This window comes from Helicobacter bizzozeronii (genome assembly GCF_900196775.1).
Classification (GTDB): Bacteria; Campylobacterota; Campylobacteria; order Campylobacterales; family Helicobacteraceae; genus Helicobacter; species Helicobacter bizzozeronii.
The window spans coordinates 1-17577 of the sequence record NZ_FZLB01000010.1; the positions used below are offsets into that span (position 1 = coordinate 1).

The following is a 17577-nucleotide window of genomic DNA, read 5'->3' on the forward strand; positions in this document are numbered from 1 at the left end:
TTTAAAGCTGCGGCTGACACACAAATCTACACCTCTCTATTCGTCGGCGGCGTCAGATGTTTAAAAGAGACAGGTTTAGAAGCCTCTTTGGGGGTGGGCAACTTAGCAGGGGTTTCAACCAAAAAATCAATGTCCATAGTTTGTAAGATCGTGGGGGTGGGTTTGGGGGTTTGGATTTGTATTAACAGCAGACTTAATAAGAGCGCATAGGCTGCGCATGCCAAAAATCCCGATCCCACAAAGAGAACTTGGTTTTTCATCACGCACTGGTTACTAGAGAAACTTTATGAAAGCCTGCCTCTCTAACATTTTTGAGTAAAAAAATGATGTGATCGTAGATCAATCTTTTGTCGGCTCGGATATAAACGGGGGTGTTTTTCGGATACTGGGCGGCGATTTGCAAAAAGGCTTTGGGGAAAGAGGCGGCTTGGTAAGTGTCTTTGTTGATGTAAATATTGCCCTTAATGTCCATACGGATTTCTAAAATCTTGTTCTTGGGGGTGTTGGTGTTTTTGGAACTCTTGGGTAATTCTATGGACTCGTGGTAGGTGAGGGTGGGCGTGGTGATCATCAAGATCGCCAACAAAACCAACATAATATCCACCAGGGGCGTGATGTTGAGTTCGGGTTTGTCATTGTCCCAATCATCTACCACATAAGACATCACTTCTCTTTAGCCACCAATACATCAATTTGCATTTGCACGAACACCGATAGATCATAGACCTTGCGCTTTAAGATCAAAAAGAAAGAGTAAGCCGGGATGGCGGTTAAAATGCCCGCTGCAGTGGCGACTAGGGCTTTTGAGATGACCGGGGCGATGATCTCAAAAGAAACCTGCCCGCCTGCGCCCAAATGCCCAAAGGCATTCAAAATTTCCACCACGGTCCCAAACAAACCCACAAAGGGGGCGGTAGAAGCCACGATACTCAACACCACTAGACCGGTGCTATTTTGCTTGAGCACCTGCCCTTTCCACACAGACAAGAGTTCGTGGGATACCCGCGCGCCAATCTCTTTGAACAATTTAAAGTTGGGCATCTCTTGGCGACCATCGATAATGGCTTCTAGCGAATCCTTTTCGCGCATGATATTGCTCTTAATGGAGATATATTTGTAAAAAAAGATCCACAAGGTCAAAATAAAATACAGCGAAAGCAAAGCGATCACCGCAATGGTTACCCAGCCACTCTCATTAAGAAAATCAACTATCACGGCGGCTACCTCAAACCATGCGCTTCAATTTTGGCGATCACGCTAGAAATTGCGATGCGATCGGAAGTGGCATCTTCTAGGAGCTTTTTAGCCTTATAGACCTCATCATCACCCTTGATAAACACCGCCCCATCAGCCAAAATATCCACGCTCACATGTTTGACTTCGACATACCCCCAGTTGATCGCAATCAAACTAATTTGCCGTTCTCTCTCAATCTCAATCACCCCACTTTTGAGCAAAGAAACCATGTTGCTATGCCCTTTGAGCACGCCAAATTCACCCTCTGCCCCGGGTAGAGTGATGCGATCCACATGACCGGCAAAAATCTCACCTTGTGGCACCACAATACTAACCATTAAGTCCATCGCGCCCATATCTAGCCTTATGCGCTTTTTTCTTTTTTATCCCGCCCCTCAGTTTTCATTTTTTCATGTTTTTCAATGACCTCTTGGATACTCCCTACCATGTAAAAGGCGTTCTCGGGAATGTCATCGTATTTGCCCTCCAAAATCCCCCCAAAGCCCTCTAGGGTTTCTTTGAGAGTTACATACTTGCCCGGGCTACCCGTAAAGACCTCTGCCACAAAAAAGGGCTGGGATAGGAATTTCTCCACTTTACGGGCACGTTCCACGATTCGCTTGTCTTCCTCAGAGAGTTCATCCATCCCTAAAATAGCGATGATGTCCTGCAAATCCTTGTATTTTTGCAAAATTTGTTGAATCCCAGTGGCGACCTTATAGTGCAAATCCCCGATCACTTGGGGATCTAAAATCCTAGAAGTGGAATCCAAAGGATCGACAGCCGGGTAAATGCCCTTTTCAGCGATTTTGCGGTTTAAAACCGTGGTCGCATCCAAATGGGCAAACACCGAAGCTGGGGCGGGGTCGGTCAAGTCGTCCGCAGGCACATACACCGCTTGCACTGAAGTGATTGAGCCTTTTTTGGTGGAGGTGATGCGCTCTTGGAGTTTGCCCATCTCGCTAGCTAGCGTGGGTTGGTAACCCACCGCTGAGGGGATACGCCCTAATAATGCGGACATCTCCGCCCCTGATTGGGCATATCTAAAGATGTTATCAATAAACATCAAAATGTCCAAGCCCTTTTCATCTCTAAAGTATTCTGCCATCGTTAAACCCGTAAAGGCGATGCGATTGCGTGCCCCCGGGGGCTCATTCATCTGCCCATAGCACAGCGCGACCTTATCTAATACCCCCCCCTCTTTCATTTCATGATAAAGATCATTGCCCTCTCTAGTGCGCTCCCCCACGCCCGCAAAGACAGAATAACCGCTGTGCTTGTAAGCCACATTGTGGATGAGCTCCATGATGATGACCGTCTTACCCACACCCGCACCCCCAAATAAGCCCACCTTACCGCCCTTAGAATAGGGGGCTAATAAATCCACGACCTTAATCCCGGTTTCAAACATTTCGGTTTTGGTGCTTTGTTGCTCAAAGGCAGGGGCGGTGCGGTGGATAGACCAAAGGGTGGGTTCTTTTAAGGGTTCTTTCTCATCAATCACTTCGCCCACGACATTAAAGATACGCCCCAAGACCGCCTCCCCTACGGGCACCTCGATCATCTTGCCCCTTGCGACCACATTTTGCCCCCGTGTGAGCCCCTCTGTCATGTCCATCGCAATGGTGCGCACGCGTTTATCCCCCAAGTGGGCTGCCACCTCTAAAACTAAATGCTTGCTCTCCCCATCAAAATCATAAGCCACATCTAGGGCTTCATAAATCATGGGGAGATAGGAATCAAAATCCACATCCACCACAGGACCCATCACCTGAATAATACGCCCCTCTCTTTTATCCTTGCTAAGTTGCATGTTTTGATCTTCCATGTCTTCTCCTTGAACTATCTAATCGCTTCTACACCCGCATTGATTTCCACAAGCTCGGTGGTGATCGCCTCTTGGCGCGCTTTGTTATAAGAGATGGTTAGGCTACGCACCAAATCAGCGGCGTTATTGGTCGCCGTGTCCATTGCCTGCATGCGCGCGCTGTGCTCGGCCGCTAAGGAATCAAGCAAGGCATAATACATGTTAAACTCAATGAACTTTTTAGCCAAAGCATCTAAGATCACACCCTCTTCATCATCAGGTTCGACCATGATCCCCTCCTGTGTCTCTCCACTATGGGGACTATTCTCATCTAGTTGGGCGTTATCAAATTCTAATGGGAGCACCTTTTTGATCTTGATCTGCTGGGAGATCATGTTTTTAAACCCATTATGGATAATCACCACACTATCAGTCAAGCCATTCAAATAATCCTGTACTGCCTTATCAATAAAAGCACTCGCGCGATCATAATCAGGTGAGGAGCTCAAATCCAAAGCTTTATCCAGTAGGCTAATCCCATTGTAAGCAAAATACGCCACACCCTTTTTGCCAATCCCTCTTAGGCGCACCTTAATCCCTTGTTCTTTGTAGTGGTTGATCAAACGCACCACCTCTTTAATGGTCGCCACATTAAAGCCCCCACAAAGCCCCTTATCGGCGGTAACAAAGATGATGTCAATCTTTTGGATTTGGGTTTTTTCTAATTGGAAAAAATACTGGCTTTCAATACTCTTTAAACCCCTAGTCTTGATCTTGGCGCAAATATCGGCAAAAACCTCGTTGAGCTTGCGGGCAAAAATCTTAGAACGGCGCGCCACCTCTTCGGTTTTTTTAAGCTTAGAAGTGGAAACAAGTTTCATAGCACGGGTCGTTTTTTGGGTATTTTTAACGCTGGCGATTTTTTTTCTAATTTCTTTTAAACTCCCACCCATGCGCTCCCCTAAATCACAAACCCGATTTTAAATTCTTCGATCGCCACTTTGAGCATCGCCTCTAAGTCTTTGTCCAGTGCCTTTTTCGTGCGGATGTCCTCCAAAATATTAGAATACTTGGATTCCAAGAAAGGATAAAGGCTCTCTTCAAACTGCACCACTTTATTAGCCGGGATACCATCTAAAAAGCCCTTCACGCCGGTATAGATGATCACAATTTGCTTTTCAATGGGCAAGGGCGAATAGGGGGGTTGCTTGAGCACTTCCACCATGCGTTGCCCCCGTTCTAATTGTTTGCGACTCACTTCGTCTAAATCGGATGCAAATTGCGAGAAGGCTTGCAACTCTCTATATTGGGCTAAATCTAAGCGCAAAGTGCCCGCAACTTGTTTGGTGCCCTTGATTTGGGCTGCCCCGCCCACCCTAGATACAGACAAACCCACATTGATCGCTGGGCGGATACCCGAGTAAAACAAATCCGTTTCTAAGAAAATTTGCCCATCTGTGATGGAGATCACATTGGTGGGGATGTAGGCAGACACATCGCCTGCTTGGGTTTCGATAATGGGGAGTGCTGTTAGCGAGCCTGCGCCCTTCTCATCGCTCATTTTAGCCGCACGCTCGAGTAATCGAGAGTGGATATAAAACACATCGCCCGGGAAGGCTTCACGCCCGGGGGGTCGGCGCAAAATCAAGGAGATTTCACGATAAGCCACAGCGTGCTTACTTAAATCATCATAAATAATCAAGGCGTGTCGCCCTTGATCCCTGAAATATTCCCCAATGGTAACCCCAGCATAGGGGGCTAAATATTGCATCGCTGGGGAGGCAGAGGCGGGGGCATTCACCACCACGCTATATTCCATTGCCCCATATTCCTCTAATTTACGCACCACCTGCGCCACAGTGGATTCTTTTTGCCCAATCGCCACATAAATACAAATTACATTTTGATCTTTTTGGTTGATGATCGTATCAATGGCAACCGTGGTTTTGCCGGTTTGTTTGTCCCCAATGATGAGCTCTCTTTGCCCGCGTCCAATAGGAACAAGCGCATCGATGGCTTTAATGCCAGTTTGCAAGGGCTCATGCACGGATTTACGATCCATAATCCCCGGGGCTTTTTGCTCCACAAACTTAAAAGTATCTGCCCCCAATGCACCCTTGCCATCTAAAGGCTCGCCCAGTGTGTTAATCACCCTCCCCACGACCGCATCGCCCACGGGCACTTTCATTAATTGCTTGGTGCGCTTGACTGATGTCCCCTCTTTAATGTGCTTGCCCCCACCCAAAACAATCACCCCAATGCTCCCCTCTTCTAGGTTGGAAGCCAGTCCGCGATCGCCGGTGTCAAATTCCACCACCTCATAGGACATCACATCTTTAAGTCCATAAACCTTAGCCACGCCATCAGCATAAGCGATCACCCGCCCTACTTGCGTGATATTGACATCTAACTCAAAATTTTCAATTCTCTCTTTAATGAGGGCACTGATCTCATCTGCTTTTAACTTTGGCACTTCATCTCCTTGTTATTTTTAGACCGCTTCCATGATATGGTGCTTGAGTTGGGCAAAAAAATTGTCTCTATAAAAGGCGATCTCAAGCCCCAAACCCGGAATATCCAGCTTAATCCCCTCCATTTCTTCATCCACAAAGACTTTTAAACTCAAGCCAACTTCTAAGCGAGCGGACACCTCTTGTTCTAGGTGCTTGAGTTGTTCCAAAGACACTTCTTGGTTAGCGTATAAAACCCCCCTATAAATACTTTTCTTTTCTTGTATCCAGCTAAGCAAATCTTGGTAGATATGGGGCAACAAACCTAAGCGTTTGTGTGTTGCCAAAAGGCGGATCAAATTACGCACTTTGCTATCTTGTTCTGCTAAGACGCTGGTTAAAAGCTCCTCTTTAAAAGAGCTGGGATAATAGGGCGACTGGATGATCTCCACAAACTCCGCATCGTCATAGAAAGCCACCAAACCCTCCAGGGTCTGCACAACCTGTTCTAGGTCTTGAGCCTCAAAGCTATCCTGCAACGCTTTGGCGTATTTTTTAGCGACTAATTCTATCATGGGATCACTCTTTGGTGGAGGAGGTGCATATAAGTGGGTAGATTGAAATGGGCTTGTTTGGATTTAAAGAGTTCTTCAAGCACCTCATCGATCACTTCTTGCTGGACCTTAACTTCCTCTTTCTCCATCAAACTTTGGTGGTTTTTGATGAGTTTTTCGATGGCGATCTTAGAGAGTTGCTCGTGTTTTTGGGTCAAAAGATAGGCTTCTTGTTTGGCATTGGAGAGGATTTGGCTGGCTTTTTGTTTGGCTTCCTCTAAGGAGCGCAACGCCTGCTCTTTTTCCTCTTTGATGGCTTGGCGTTCCTCTTGCAGACTGCTGAGTTTCTCAGAGATACGCGCCCGCCGTTGCAATAACATCTTTTTTAAAGCCCCCCCCATCGCATACCACAAAATCCCCATGAACAAAATGAAATTCAAGACCCGTTCCACAATATCTGTTTGGGAAATATCCATCACCTCCCCACCACTTGCCCAACACCAAGCCCCTAAAGCCAACACCCCGACTAAAATGCGTTCTATCAAAGGTAACCCTACATTTGAGATATTTTTAGTTTCAATGATGCCTCCAAAGTAGGCAAATCCTGCAATAATTGTAGTTTCAAATTACTTTTACTTTCCTTTAATTGGGTGGTAAAACGCTTGTAGTCTTTGTTGAGCTCCTCCTCTTTTTGCGCCAGCACCACTTCATAATTAGAGCGGGCTTGCTGGAGGGCATCTTGCAAAATTTTATCCGCTTGTAGCCGTGCCTCTCTTAGTAGATTTTTGGCTTCTTGTTTGCTAGAAGCGATCTCTTCGGTGGTGTTATCGATAAATTGCCGATCTTTTTGTATAGAGCCTTCCCGCCCGTCCATATTGGCTAACAAAGGCTGATAGACCCATAGATGCAAAAGCCACATCAGCACGATAAAAGTAACAAACACGACCAACATTAAATACAAATTGATAGAAATATTCATGCCTATTCCTTACGATTAAAGACGATTAAAGGGTTATCTTAACAAAGCTTGGCTTAACTTTAGCGGTAGCCATAATATTTTTTATCTCCGATGAGCAAACCCCCATCTTCTAGCAAACACGCATCCTTAAAAAAAATCCGTTGATCGCCTTGTTTGAAATGCAAATCATGGTGGTTGGCTTTAAACTCTAGGCTATAGGGCTCTAAAACACTTTGCCATGAGGGTTTAGATTCCAAAGTGTTAAAAAAACGCTCTAAAAGATCCGCTGTATCCACATCGCCTAATGCGCCATATTGGCTTGCCTCTAAATTAAGACCAATCCCGCACACAAGGGTATTTTGGCAAATTTGGGTCATCAGCCCCCCTATTTTGGCTTTTCCCTTATAAAGGTCATTGGGCCACTTAAGCCACACGCTAGGTGTTTGCAAACTCTGTTTGAACAAATACCCAAAATACACGCTCCAACTCTGTGGGGGCACATTAGGGCTTAGATCGTCTAAGGGGTAGGCAAAAGAGAAAGTCAGGGCTTTTTCCACACTCTCCCAGACTTGGTGGCGGCTAGCGATCCCAGAACTTTGGTGTCTAGCCACCACACAGATAGGCAAATCCAATGCCCCATCTTTGATTTGTTGGAGCAAATAAAGCTGGGTGGAGGGCAGGGTTTTAAAATAACAAAAACGCATCACTCTAAAATATCATGGGGTTTTAAACGCTTGCCACTCAAATAAGCTTTAGCGGCGACTTTTTGCTTGCCCGGGGCTTGCAAGGCGGCAATTTTTAAGCTACCCTGTTGGCAACCAATGATAACGCTTTGATTCTCCATGCCAAGAATGATCCCGGGTTGGTGGGTTTGGCTAGACTCCAAGAGTTGCACGCCAAAGAGTTTTAAGCCACTTTTCAAAAACACCCCCGGCCATGGATCATAGGCTAAGGACTTTAAAAAAAGAGATTTAGCACACCCAAAGCCAACCAAGCCATCAGCCTTGCTGATTTTTTTGCAATAGGTGGCTTGGGCGTGATCTTGGGGCTTGGGCGTGATTTTGGCTAGATTGTTGAGCACCTGACCTAGCAACTGCGCCCCCATCGGGGCTAAACGCGCACCCAACTCCTCTAAATTTAAATACCGCTCTCTTGCAAACGAGGACATGCCCAAAATGTCCCCCGCATCCATTTCAGCACTCATGGCAATCACGCTCACGCCAAAGGTGGGCAGGTCGTGTAAAATCATCTCTTGCATAGGGCTTGCCCCCCTAAATTGGGGCAAGAGTGAGCCATGCAAATTCAGACAAGGGGCGATGTCCAAAAAGGCTTGGGGTAAAATCTTGCCATAGGCGACCACCACGATTGCATCGGGCTTGAGCGCGCGTATCTTTTCCATAAAGGGCGCATCGATTTTAGCGGGCTCAAAAATGGGGATAGTGGGGTCATGTTGTTGTAAAAAGGTTTTAGTGGGCGTATCTTTGAGCTGTTTGGATCGCCCAAAGGGCTTACTAGGCTGGGTTACCAGCCCTAAAATATAAAAACCTTGCTGGATCAAATGTTCCAAGACCACTTGAGCAAACAAGGGCGCACCCATAAAGAGGATTTTCATACTGCCATTCTTTGAGTTATTACCTTCCCCCAGATGACTAAGGCACACAAGATATCAAGCTACTCTGCTGTGTTTCCACCCTGAAGCGTTGTCCTAACACCCCATTGCATAGGTCTAGGAAAAGGCGGGTCGATTGTAGTTAAAACTTGCTTATACTTTGATAAAATGCAGACAAACCCAAATGATGGAGACAACAGCATAATGCAGACGAAAACCCAACAAATGCCCCTAAAACAAAAGAAGAGCTATGCGATCTATTGGATCGTTCTCTTATTTTTATTCCTCTATGGTTGTACCGGGGAGCGCACAGCCTTTGCCCGCTTTGATCGCGCCTATTACTCCCCACTTGGCATGCAAAATGCCTACACTTTTTCTCAAAAAAGGAGCAAAAAAGATCACAAAAATGCGTTGTTATGGCATTTAGACAATGGCATGAGTGCTTTGATGTTAGGGCATTACAAACAATCCATCCAAGCCTTCAATGCCGCAGAAGCCCAATTTGATCGCCACAGAAGCCTTTTTGGCAAATCCATGGGGAACTTGGGCGCGATCTTGATTAATGACAATGTCAAATCCTACACGGGGAGCGTTTATGAGAGCGTGTTTTTGAATTATTATAAGGCTATGGATTATTGGCTCTTAGGGGACATCAATGACGCACGGGTGGAATTTAACCGCGCCAATGATCGCCAAAGGCGGGCTAAGGAGTTTTACCACAAAGAAATTAAAAAGGCAATCAGCAAGATGCAAGAGAAGGGATCGTCCAAACTCAGCGCACAAGATTCGACCGCACAGGTTGATGCCATCTTGGCTCAAGATTACTCTAATTTAGATCACTTCCAAGCCTATAACGATCTGATCAACCCAGCCGTGTCCTACCTCTCTGGGCTTTTCTATGCCCTTAACAACGATCGATCCAAGGGCATAGACTACATCAAAGAAGCCTATGGGATCAGCCATTCGATCACCACAGGCGAGGATCTTTTATTCTTTGCTAACCCCACAAGAGAAAAATTCACATGGATTTTTATTGAAGATGGCAAACAAGCGACCAAGCAAGAATTTAAAATTAATCTCCCCCTGCCCCTGCCTAATGGGGTCTATGATGCCAGCCTTGCCCTCCCACAATTCTTAGATGGATCAGATTTCCACAACTCTTTTAGTATCACCACTCCTAGACAAAATAAGCAATTTGAGGAGCTTGTCTATGTAGATGGGCTCATTGCAAGCGAGTTTAAAAAACAACTCCCCTACATCCTCACAAGGGCTATCACTTCCACGATTTTAAAGTTGGGGATTGAAGCCCTGTCTAATAACTACTTAGGGGTGATGGGGGGGTTAGTCTCCTCTTTATTTGCCATGGCCAGTGCCTCTGCGGACATCCGCAACTCAATAACTTTCCCACGCAAAATCTATATCGCCCGCATCCTCAATGCCCCTAACGAACAAGTTTCCATCCAATCTGAGGGGCAACCCATTTACAGCTTTAGCCTGCAACAATGCCCCGCCCACAACATGCTTTTATTGCCCGATACCTACTGTTCCAATAAACACAATATTCTTTACATTAGGAGCTTTGAATATACCAACATCGTTAAAGTGTTGTGGTAATGCTAAATTTTTTGTGCTATGATCCAGCAACTTTAATAACAAGGATCGCTATGTTGAAACGATTATGCTTTATTTTTGCCTGTGCTCCCCTAGTTCTTAGTGCCATCCCCCATTGGTATGGAAAAACACCCACAAACCCCGCTTATTTTTACGGGAGCGGATCGGGTGATAGCAAAGAAGTTGCCAAGCAAAAGGCGTTAAGCGACTTAGCAAGCAGTATTGCGGTGCATGTGGCTTCTGAAACCACCAGCGACACCACTAGGGTGAATAAAACCTTGGACAAGCGATCGAGTCAGCGTATCCAACTTGTGGTGGATTCCATTAAGTTTGTCAATGTCCAATCAGACAAGCAAGAATGCACGCACCACACATGCTACACCCGTCTTAAACTTAACAAGGATATGTTCTTATCCCTCCTAGCCAAACGCTACACCAATCTTTACAACACCCTTACCCCCTTCCAGCCTGTCCCGGGTTGCCATGGTATTTTCATCAAAGAAAAACAGCAAATACAAGCCCTCTTGGACAAGATGGAGCCTATGCATGAGATTTTGAGTGCCTATGGCCGTGCACCCCAATCCACGCAGTTTTATCAAGACATCATCAAAGCCAATAGCCCCAAACCCAAAGCCAATATCATTTTTGCCAGCCACTCCGATCAAGAAATTGCCGATGCGATCACAGGGCAATATGCCCGCTTTGTGCAACAAACTAACCAGCCCGGCTTTTACACCATTGAGAATAAAATCTTTGAGAGTCAAGCCAATGGGCAATTCCACATTGGTTTGGAGATGAATATCAAGGATTGCCAACACCAAATTATCTTTTCCAAACAACTCAGCGCAGATCAACGCGACAGGGGTGCGGCCATTGAACGCATCAAAGCCCAAGTATTCAAACAAATGCGCAATTACCAACAAGGCGTGGGTGCGGGCACAAGCGATGTTAATTCAGACAATATAGAGTTTTGATCGGTGTTGTTGGTGCATTTAAGGGTTTTGGGGTGTGCTTTATGAGAAGAGGCAAGAGGGGCTTAGTCCAATAAACTTGACTTAGCAGATTGTTACCTCACTACATGGTTTGATGGCTACCAAGACAAACAAGCCGCCTTTCAAAGAGGAATACATGCATAAAAAAGATATCTTTCTAGCAAAAAGGATATTGATGAAAAATATATTGGTTTTAGTGGGTCTGTTGTCTTTGAGTGCCTTGAGTGCTGGTGAGTGGAGTTATGACAAACATACAGGAGCCCACCATTGGGATAAGTTGCACAAAGATTATGCCACTTGCAAAAGCGGTAAGAATCAATCCCCCATCAACATCGAACACTACTACCACACACCCGATAAAGAAAACCTCGTTTTTGACTATGAAGATCGCAGACCCACCTCTGTTAGCTATGATCACCACACCCTAGTGGCTAAGTTTGCGCCCCCTTCTAACACCATTCTTTACCGCGATCACCCCTACTACTTGATTAACCTGCATTTCCATATCCCTATGGAATTTGCGATTCATTCCAAACGCGAACCTACAAGCATGCACTTGGTGCATCAAGATGATGAGGGGCGTTTGTTGGTTGTGGGGATTGGTTTCCATATTGGGGATGCTAACCCTCTTTTCACCACTTTATTTAGCTCCTTTAAAAATAAGTCAGCCCCCAAGATTTTACCTTTAGAGACTCTGTTGCCCTCTGACATCCACTACTACCACTTTAATGGCTCACTCACCACGCCCCCTTGCACGGAAGGTGTCTCTTGGTTCATTGTCGAAGAAACACTCAGCATTTCCCAAAAACAATTTGAGGAACTCAAACGCATCATGCACAGCAAGCCCAACCGCCGCCCACTCCAAAAAGACTATAACAGCGTGATCATCAAAAGCACCACCCGTGTGCGCGATTAGGGTGTAAGTTCTGTTAAAAGCTTGTGGGGTTCAACTAAGCTAATCTCTTTAAACTGCGTGCGGTTGAAGGTCATTTGGCGTTTAGCCAGTTGGCAGGTGTGGGTGTAGATGGCTTCATAGAGTTCTTTGAGGTTCAGTTTGCCTTGCAGGTGTTGCAAACACTCCTTAGGTCCAATTGCCCTAAAGGGTTGGTGATCGCTCCCATATTTAACAACAAGTGCCCTAATTTCCTCCACAACCCCGCATCTTAACATCTCTGCGGTGCGCTTAGCGATATTTTGGTGCAGGTTTTCTTTGGGCAGATGGAGGGCATAGAGTTTGATGGGGTGTTCAAAGGGGATTTTGGGGTGTTTTTGGAAATAGAGCGTGGGGGGGAGCTTGGTGGCAAAGTAAATTTCTAGGGCTTTGGTGGTGCGGTAAGTGTCTTGGGGTTTGAGCATTTGGGCATAAGCTGGATCGATTTGGGTTAAAAATGCATGGGGGTCATTTAGGGCTGTGATTTTTTCTTGAATTGCTAAGCGTTGCTCAGGGCTTAAATGGGGCATGGGGCTTAAGCCCTCTAAGATGGCTTTAAGATAAAAGCCACTCCCGCCCGCAATGAGTAAGGTTTTCTTAGGGGTGGTGGCGATCGCCCTTTTAAGTTCTTGCTTGAAAAGGGGGGCGTTGTTTTTTTCATGGATTTCTAAGACATTGATCCCATAATGTTTCACGCATTGCAGGTCTTGAAGGCTGGGCTTGGCTGCAGCGATATTGATTTCTTTGTAAATACTTAACGAGTCTAGCGAAACAATCTCAGCATCCAGGCGTTGGGCTAGCTCTAGGGCTAGGGCACTCTTGCCACTCCCACTAGGTCCAAGGATGGCAATTAAGGCAGGATTCACGCGCGTGGGTTGTGGTAATCTTGTAAAAAACCCTCTAGGTTGAAGCGTTCGCGATAAGCCTGCGTGAAAAGATGCACCATCACATCGCCCAAATCAATTACAAGCCATTCTTCATTGCTCTCATCAATGGCGTAAAATTCCTCACCAAGGGGCTTAAGCGTGCTTTTGAGGTGATCAAGCAGGGCTAGGGCATGTTTGCCTGCTAGGGCGGTGGCTATGATTACATGATCGGTGATGTATTCTTGATGACTCAAGTCAAATAGGGCAATATCTAGCGCCTTTTTATCCTCTAAGAGTTCCACGATCCTAGTAATTCTTGGGTTTGGCATAGTTTTCCTTAAAAGTTTGGAGCGCACAAGCCTGCAGGATATAGGGGATGTCATGGCTAATGCGGTGTTGTTTTAAACAAATTCTAATCTGGGTTGAGGAGATCGGGCGTTGGATACGGGGCAAAAACAAAGATTGCGCCCTAAAGCCTTGTGGGAGTTGCAAGGCATAGCCCTCCCGATGCACGACCACCAATTCCACCAATTCTTGTAAGCACCCATAACCCTCCCAACGCTCCAATCCTGCCACATTGTCCGCACCAATGATAAAATAAAGTTTGTTGGGTTGGTATTTTTGGTAAAAATGTTCCACGCTTTCAATGCTAGGCACGGGGCGGTTTTGTAAAATCTCAAAATCGCTCACCTGCACTTTGTCTAAGTCCTTTAAAAGTTGCCCCATCCACATAAGGCGTTGTTGGGGGCTAAAGCAAGGGCGGGTTTTAAAGGGGTTTTGGTAAGCCACCAGCACAAAGAGCTTGTCGGGTTTGAGGTTTTCTAAGGCTTGCTTGATCACTTCCAAATGGGCGATGTGGGGGGGATCAAAACTCCCACCATAGAGTGCAATATCCACAAAAATCCTAGCTATTTTGCTTGAAACTAGAGGCTTTGGTGAGTTTGGAGAATTTCACGCCCTTAAGTCCGCCAATCTCTAGGTGCAAGTGCATGATCTGTGAGGGCCGTCCCCTTAAGATGATGGTTTCTAAACAATTATTTTGGTTTAAATGCACATGGGTGGTGCATAAAATGCTGATGTGGCTTTCATGCTGGATGTCGATGATCTTTTGGTTGAGCTCGCGTTGGTGGTGATCGTAAATAATCACCAGCACCGCAACGGTCAAGCCATTTTCCATTTCAGGCAACATTTCATCTTTAGACCAACTATCCTCAACAAGCCTTTCACGGATCATGTCGCGCACCAGTTCGGAGCGTGAGGAGTAGCCATTTTTGATGATGCGGTTGTCCAATTCGTCTAATAAATTCTGCTGTAAAGACACAGAAAACCTGATGATTGTATCGTCCCTATTTTCCATCCCTGTCCTTATCAAAGTAAAATCCAGTGCGGATTGTAGCCTATTTAGGCTAATTTGGCAACTACTCTAAGAACTCATTTGGGCGTGGCTTTCGATATTTTGCAACCAAATAAAGACTTCTACCACGCTTTGGTAAAGCTCAGGAGGGATCGTGCTATCCAAACGCACATCTAGCAAGGATTCCACCAGTGCGGCATTGCAAAAAAGCGGGACATCAAAGGCTTTAGCCTTGTCAATGATGGCTTTAGCAATTTGACCCACACCTGAAGCGACCACTTTAGGGGCGTTGTCTGTGCCGATGTTATACGCCAGAGCGGCGGCTTTGGGCATGCCCATTAATAACCCATCACCAGCATATCTAACTCCGACCATGTGGGGGTGGGGGTTTGTTTGGCTAATAGGTGCGCCACACTCCTAACCAGCATGTCGCTCTCCATATTCACCCGCCGCCCCTGAGTGTAGGTGCAAAATAGAGTATTTTTAAAGGTGTGGGGGATAATGACTAGCTCTAGGGTATCTGCCCCCACGCTAGCCAAAGTCAGACTCACCCCATCAATGGCGATCGAGCCTTTGGGGATACAAAGTCTTAAAATATCTGGGGGGGCTTGGATTTGCACGCTGATTTGATTAGCCACAGGCTTAATTTGGGTAATGATTCCAATCCCATCGACATGCCCTTGCACCAAATGCCCATCTAGCCTGGAATTAGCCAGCAAGGCAGGTTCTAAATTCACCCACGCACCTTGTTGGTAATTTTCTAGGGCGATGCTCTCTTGGGTGTGTTGGCTAAGTTGCAAGCTAAAGCCCTGAGAGTTTAGAGCAACCACACTCAAGCATGCGCCATTGATGGCGATACTATCCCCAATTTTGGGGGCATAATCGCTTGTGATCTCTAAGAGATCGCCTTTAAGAGATTTAACTTGGGCGACTTGGTAGATGAGCCCGCTAAACATGGTGATCTCCTTAAAGTGTCGTTTTTTGTGGCAAAATTTAGGCTATATCGCTTGAGATTATAATATAATAGAACTTTTGATTGCGTAAGGGAGATATATGTTAATTGATACCCATTGCCATTTGGATCACGCCCTCTATGAGTCTGATTTACAAGAGGTCTTAAAGAGCGCTAGGGGGGTGCATGTCAATATCGCCATCATCCCCGGGGCTGACCCGCAGGATTTAAAACGCGCCATTGCCTTGAGTGAGAGCCATGCAGGGCTTTATTTTGCAGTGGGTGTCCATCCATTGGATCAACAAAGTTTTGATTTGGGGTTTTTAAAAGAGCATATCCAGCACCCTAAATGCGTGGCGGTGGGCGAGTGCGGGCTAGATTACCACCGCCAAGAGAGCCAAAATCCCGCCACCAAACAAGCCCAACAAGGCATTTTTAGGGCACAAATTGGGTTAGCCCTAGAGTATTCTAAGCCCTTGATTGTGCATATCCGCGAGGCGAGCCTAGATGCCTACCAGATTTTAAAAAGTTACCCTAATCTCAAAGGAGTTTTGCATTGCTATAACGCCGATGAGGTGTTGCTGGGTTTGAGCTCTTGTTTTTATTTTGGCATTGGGGGCGTGGCGACCTTTAAAAATGCCAAAAATTTAGTGGGGGTTTTGCCTAAAATCCCCCTAGATCGCTTGTTGCTAGAAACCGATGCGCCCTATTTGACCCCCCACCCCTTCAGAGGGCAGCGCAACGAACCCAAGCACATTGCCCTGATCGCCCAAAAGATCGCCCATATCTTGGAAATGGAGCCCCACACCCTAGCGCAAATCACCACCCAAAACGCCCAAAACCTCTTTGGTTGCCTAAAAGCGTCCTAAATGAAAAAATTAAGCTTGATGGGGCTGTTATTGGCTTTTTGTCTGCACAGCCCGCTTAATGCCCACTCTTTGGTTAATAACGTATTGGATTTAAAGCCCTTAAACGCTTTTGGGGTCGATGGGGAGTTTTTGGCAAGCGTGGATAACACCCAAACCTACCAAAATATCCAGCGGACCTTAAAGGGGCTCATCAAACATTACGATGCCAATGGGGTTTTTATCCCCACGATTAAAAGCATGCTCATTAAGGACAATATCCCCGTAGAGTTTTTGTTTTTGGCGATGGCAGAATCGCATTTTGCTACAGATGCCAAGAGCGGTAAAAAGGCGGTGGGGATTTGGCAATTCATTCCTGAAACCGCCAAAATGTTAGGCTTAAAGGTCAATCGCTATATCGATGAGCGGCGCGATCCCATTAAGAGCACCCAAGCGGCCATTAGTTACTTCCAAATGCTCTACAAGCAAACCGGGCAATGGTATTTGGTGGCGATGGCATACAACTGCGGTCCGGGTCGGGTGTTGCAAGCCATCAAAGAGGCTAGGAGCGATGAATTAAATGTCTTGCTCAATGAGGATAAAAAATTCTTGCCCAAAGAGACTCGTAACTATATCCGCTCCATTTTGAGCTTGGCAATTGCCTTTAGCAATGTCGATGCACTGGAGCACAAAGAATATCTGCTCAATCGCGGATCACGCGTGGCACTGGCTAGTTTGGAGATTCAAGGGGGGACTTTATTAGCCAAAGTGGCTAAGGGCGCTAGACTCTCTTTATCTGAGCTCAAATCCTATAACCACCAGTTTAAATACAATTTCCTCCCCATCGGGCAAAAAAGCATGGTTTATATTCCCTATGAAAATTTAGCCTACTTTAGGCAACACTACAAACCCAGCAAGGACATTGCCAGCAATTTTATCAGCCACAAAGTCAAACCCAGAGAAAGCCTCTATTCCATCGCTAAAAAATTCCATGTCAGCATTGAGATGCTCAAAATGGCAAACAACTTAAAAGGCTCGTTTTTGAGTCGTAACCAAAACCTCATCATCCCGATCCTCAAAAAACAACCCTCTGAAAAAAGTGGTCGGAAAGTGGCGCAAAATGAATTTATCCAATAGGCTCTTAGGGTTGGCGTGTGTGCTATTTTTAGCCAGTTGCAAACAAACCCCCTCCACCCCCCACACGCCACCCCCCAGTGCCAAATCCCATGAAAGTCTATGGGCTTATAAAGATGCTAGAAACTTTGGTGGGGCACAATCCAATGCCCCTTCTTACTCCCCTAACACGCCCACTTATTCCAATGAGCCCTACAGCCCACCCACTAGCCAAACCCCTAGCCGCTCCTACCAGTCCCAACCCAATTTCTACACCACCCCCCCAAGCACGCCTAGCC

At 46.1% G+C, this 17577-nt stretch carries 22 protein-coding genes, 1 other RNA gene and 1 pseudogene; 6 read left to right on the forward strand and 18 right to left on the reverse strand.

Features of this window, described 5'->3' with window-relative positions; translation table 11 throughout:
* Positions 1-259: 259 nt before the first annotated feature.
* The 12 genes from C5684_RS01525 to ffs form a co-directional block, all read right to left on the reverse strand.
* Positions 260-664 (reverse strand): ExbD/TolR family protein, encoded by a 405-nt coding sequence (locus C5684_RS01525; protein WP_104639212.1) that lies wholly within the window; start codon positions 662-664, stop codon positions 260-262.
* Positions 664-1215 carry a MotA/TolQ/ExbB proton channel family protein gene (locus tag C5684_RS01530; protein WP_104639213.1) on the reverse strand — a complete coding sequence of 184 codons (552 nt, stop codon included), beginning with the start codon at positions 1213-1215 and terminating at the stop codon, positions 664-666. The genes C5684_RS01525 and C5684_RS01530 overlap by 1 nt, the downstream gene beginning before the upstream one ends.
* 5 nt (positions 1216-1220) lie before the next feature.
* Entirely contained in the window at positions 1221-1583 is a 363-nt protein-coding gene (gene atpC, locus C5684_RS01535) for an ATP synthase F1 subunit epsilon (protein ID WP_199764464.1), read from the reverse strand.
* 17 nt (positions 1584-1600) lie between these two features.
* Entirely contained in the window at positions 1601-3049 is a 1449-nt protein-coding gene (gene atpD, locus C5684_RS01540; protein WP_104639225.1) for a F0F1 ATP synthase subunit beta, read from the reverse strand.
* Between the two features lie 29 nt (positions 3050-3078).
* Positions 3079-3996: an ATP synthase F1 subunit gamma gene (gene atpG / locus C5684_RS01545; protein ID WP_104639215.1), complete on the reverse strand. Its 918-nt coding sequence runs from the start codon at positions 3994-3996 to the stop codon at positions 3079-3081.
* 8 nt (positions 3997-4004) lie between these two features.
* The gene (gene atpA, locus C5684_RS01550; RefSeq protein ID WP_013890846.1) at positions 4005-5516 is read right to left on the reverse strand and encodes a F0F1 ATP synthase subunit alpha; all 1512 of its coding nucleotides are present in this window, start codon (positions 5514-5516) and stop codon (positions 4005-4007) included.
* A gap of 18 nt (positions 5517-5534) precedes the next feature.
* A complete protein-coding gene (locus tag C5684_RS01555; protein ID WP_104639216.1) occupies positions 5535-6068 on the reverse strand; it encodes a F0F1 ATP synthase subunit delta in 534 nt (177 codons plus the stop codon).
* Positions 6065-6592 carry a F0F1 ATP synthase subunit B family protein gene (locus tag C5684_RS01560; RefSeq protein ID WP_199764462.1) on the reverse strand — a complete coding sequence of 176 codons (528 nt, stop codon included), beginning with the start codon at positions 6590-6592 and terminating at the stop codon, positions 6065-6067. Before C5684_RS01560 ends, C5684_RS01555 begins: the two co-directional genes overlap by 4 nt.
* A gap of 8 nt (positions 6593-6600) precedes the next feature.
* On the reverse strand, positions 6601-7026 hold the full coding sequence (locus C5684_RS01565; RefSeq protein WP_013890849.1) for a F0F1 ATP synthase subunit B family protein: 426 nt from the start codon (positions 7024-7026) through the stop codon (positions 6601-6603).
* Positions 7027-7085: 59 nt separating this feature from the next.
* Positions 7086-7709, reverse strand: a complete 624-nt coding sequence (locus tag C5684_RS01570; RefSeq protein ID WP_104639218.1) for a biotin--[acetyl-CoA-carboxylase] ligase — start codon at positions 7707-7709, stop codon at positions 7086-7088.
* Positions 7709-8617, reverse strand: coding sequence for a methionyl-tRNA formyltransferase (gene fmt / locus C5684_RS01575; RefSeq protein ID WP_013890851.1), 909 nt, complete (start codon positions 8615-8617; stop codon positions 7709-7711). Before fmt ends, C5684_RS01570 begins: the two co-directional genes overlap by 1 nt.
* A gap of 23 nt (positions 8618-8640) precedes the next feature.
* An RNA gene (ffs, locus tag C5684_RS01580) (signal recognition particle sRNA small type) lies at positions 8641-8738 on the reverse strand.
* Between the two features lie 80 nt (positions 8739-8818).
* Here ffs and C5684_RS01585 point away from each other — a divergent pair.
* The 3 genes from C5684_RS01585 to C5684_RS01595 all read left to right on the forward strand — a co-directional run bounded on the left by C5684_RS01585 (position 8819) and on the right by C5684_RS01595 (position 12133).
* Complete coding sequence (locus C5684_RS01585) at positions 8819-10228, forward strand: COG3014 family protein (protein WP_199764463.1); 1410 nt, start codon at positions 8819-8821, stop codon at positions 10226-10228.
* A 50-nt stretch (positions 10229-10278) separates the two neighbouring features.
* Complete coding sequence (locus C5684_RS01590) at positions 10279-11199, forward strand: LPP20 family lipoprotein (protein ID WP_104639219.1); 921 nt, start codon at positions 10279-10281, stop codon at positions 11197-11199.
* 193 nt (positions 11200-11392) lie between these two features.
* Positions 11393-12133: a carbonic anhydrase family protein gene (locus C5684_RS01595; RefSeq protein ID WP_104628431.1), complete on the forward strand. Its 741-nt coding sequence runs from the start codon at positions 11393-11395 to the stop codon at positions 12131-12133.
* Here the strand turns inward: C5684_RS01595 and miaA are convergent.
* The 6 genes from miaA to ribE form a co-directional block, all read right to left on the reverse strand.
* Positions 12130-13014, reverse strand: a complete 885-nt coding sequence (gene miaA / locus C5684_RS01600; RefSeq protein ID WP_104639220.1) for a tRNA (adenosine(37)-N6)-dimethylallyltransferase MiaA — start codon at positions 13012-13014, stop codon at positions 12130-12132. The genes C5684_RS01595 and miaA overlap by 4 nt on opposite strands.
* Entirely contained in the window at positions 13011-13343 is a 333-nt protein-coding gene (gene rsfS / locus C5684_RS01605; protein WP_013890857.1) for a ribosome silencing factor, read from the reverse strand. Before rsfS ends, miaA begins: the two co-directional genes overlap by 4 nt.
* Complete coding sequence (nadD, locus tag C5684_RS01610) at positions 13321-13911, reverse strand: nicotinate (nicotinamide) nucleotide adenylyltransferase (protein ID WP_104639221.1); 591 nt, start codon at positions 13909-13911, stop codon at positions 13321-13323. The genes rsfS and nadD overlap by 23 nt, the downstream gene beginning before the upstream one ends.
* A 7-nt stretch (positions 13912-13918) precedes the next feature.
* Positions 13919-14371, reverse strand: a complete 453-nt coding sequence (gene nikR / locus C5684_RS01615) for a nickel-responsive transcriptional regulator NikR (protein ID WP_006016853.1) — start codon at positions 14369-14371, stop codon at positions 13919-13921.
* A gap of 66 nt (positions 14372-14437) precedes the next feature.
* Entirely contained in the window at positions 14438-14707 is a 270-nt protein-coding gene (locus tag C5684_RS01620) for an EscU/YscU/HrcU family type III secretion system export apparatus switch protein (RefSeq protein ID WP_006016854.1), read from the reverse strand.
* Complete coding sequence (gene ribE / locus C5684_RS01625) at positions 14707-15324, reverse strand: riboflavin synthase (protein WP_104639222.1); 618 nt, start codon at positions 15322-15324, stop codon at positions 14707-14709. The genes C5684_RS01620 and ribE overlap by 1 nt, the downstream gene beginning before the upstream one ends.
* 97 nt (positions 15325-15421) lie before the next feature.
* Between ribE and C5684_RS01630 the strand changes: the two genes are divergently transcribed.
* The 3 genes and pseudogenes from C5684_RS01630 to C5684_RS01640 form a co-directional block, all read left to right on the forward strand.
* Positions 15422-16189, forward strand: a complete 768-nt coding sequence (locus tag C5684_RS01630) for a TatD family hydrolase (protein WP_104639223.1) — start codon at positions 15422-15424, stop codon at positions 16187-16189.
* Entirely contained in the window at positions 16190-17302 is a 1113-nt protein-coding gene (locus tag C5684_RS01635; RefSeq protein ID WP_104639224.1) for a lytic transglycosylase domain-containing protein, read from the forward strand.
* Positions 17286-17577 (forward strand): annotated as a pseudogene (locus C5684_RS01640) (hypothetical protein); the annotation flags it as partial. The gene C5684_RS01635 and the pseudogene C5684_RS01640, both read left to right, overlap by 17 nt.

What these genes read in the sequence shown, in the direction of transcription:
- C5684_RS01525 (WP_104639212.1), bottom strand. Translation starts at nt 664, where the DNA reads ATGTCTTATGTGGTAGATGATTGGGACAATGACAAACCCGAACTCAAC.
- atpC (WP_199764464.1), bottom strand. Translation starts at nt 1,583, where the DNA reads ATGGACTTAATGGTTAGTATTGTGGTGCCACAAGGTGAGATTTTTGCC.
- atpD (WP_104639225.1), bottom strand. Translation starts at nt 3,049, where the DNA reads ATGCAACTTAGCAAGGATAAAAGAGAGGGGCGTATTATTCAGGTGATG.
- atpG (WP_104639215.1), bottom strand. Translation starts at nt 3,996, where the DNA reads ATGGGTGGGAGTTTAAAAGAAATTAGAAAAAAAATCGCCAGCGTTAAA.
- C5684_RS01555 (WP_104639216.1), bottom strand. Translation starts at nt 6,068, where the DNA reads ATGATAGAATTAGTCGCTAAAAAATACGCCAAAGCGTTGCAGGATAGC.
- C5684_RS01565 (WP_013890849.1), bottom strand. Translation starts at nt 7,026, where the DNA reads ATGAATATTTCTATCAATTTGTATTTAATGTTGGTCGTGTTTGTTACT.
- C5684_RS01570 (WP_104639218.1), bottom strand. Translation starts at nt 7,709, where the DNA reads ATGCGTTTTTGTTATTTTAAAACCCTGCCCTCCACCCAGCTTTATTTG.
- fmt (WP_013890851.1), bottom strand. Translation starts at nt 8,617, where the DNA reads ATGAAAATCCTCTTTATGGGTGCGCCCTTGTTTGCTCAAGTGGTCTTG.
- C5684_RS01585 (WP_199764463.1), top strand. Translation starts at nt 8,819, where the DNA reads ATGCAGACGAAAACCCAACAAATGCCCCTAAAACAAAAGAAGAGCTAT.
- C5684_RS01590 (WP_104639219.1), top strand. Translation starts at nt 10,279, where the DNA reads ATGTTGAAACGATTATGCTTTATTTTTGCCTGTGCTCCCCTAGTTCTT.
- C5684_RS01595 (WP_104628431.1), top strand. Translation starts at nt 11,393, where the DNA reads ATGAAAAATATATTGGTTTTAGTGGGTCTGTTGTCTTTGAGTGCCTTG.
- rsfS (WP_013890857.1), bottom strand. Translation starts at nt 13,343, where the DNA reads ATGCCAAACCCAAGAATTACTAGGATCGTGGAACTCTTAGAGGATAAA.
- nikR (WP_006016853.1), bottom strand. Translation starts at nt 14,371, where the DNA reads ATGGAAAATAGGGACGATACAATCATCAGGTTTTCTGTGTCTTTACAG.
- C5684_RS01620 (WP_006016854.1), bottom strand. Translation starts at nt 14,707, where the DNA reads ATGGGCATGCCCAAAGCCGCCGCTCTGGCGTATAACATCGGCACAGAC.
- ribE (WP_104639222.1), bottom strand. Translation starts at nt 15,324, where the DNA reads ATGTTTAGCGGGCTCATCTACCAAGTCGCCCAAGTTAAATCTCTTAAA.
- C5684_RS01630 (WP_104639223.1), top strand. Translation starts at nt 15,422, where the DNA reads ATGTTAATTGATACCCATTGCCATTTGGATCACGCCCTCTATGAGTCT.
- C5684_RS01635 (WP_104639224.1), top strand. Translation starts at nt 16,190, where the DNA reads ATGAAAAAATTAAGCTTGATGGGGCTGTTATTGGCTTTTTGTCTGCAC.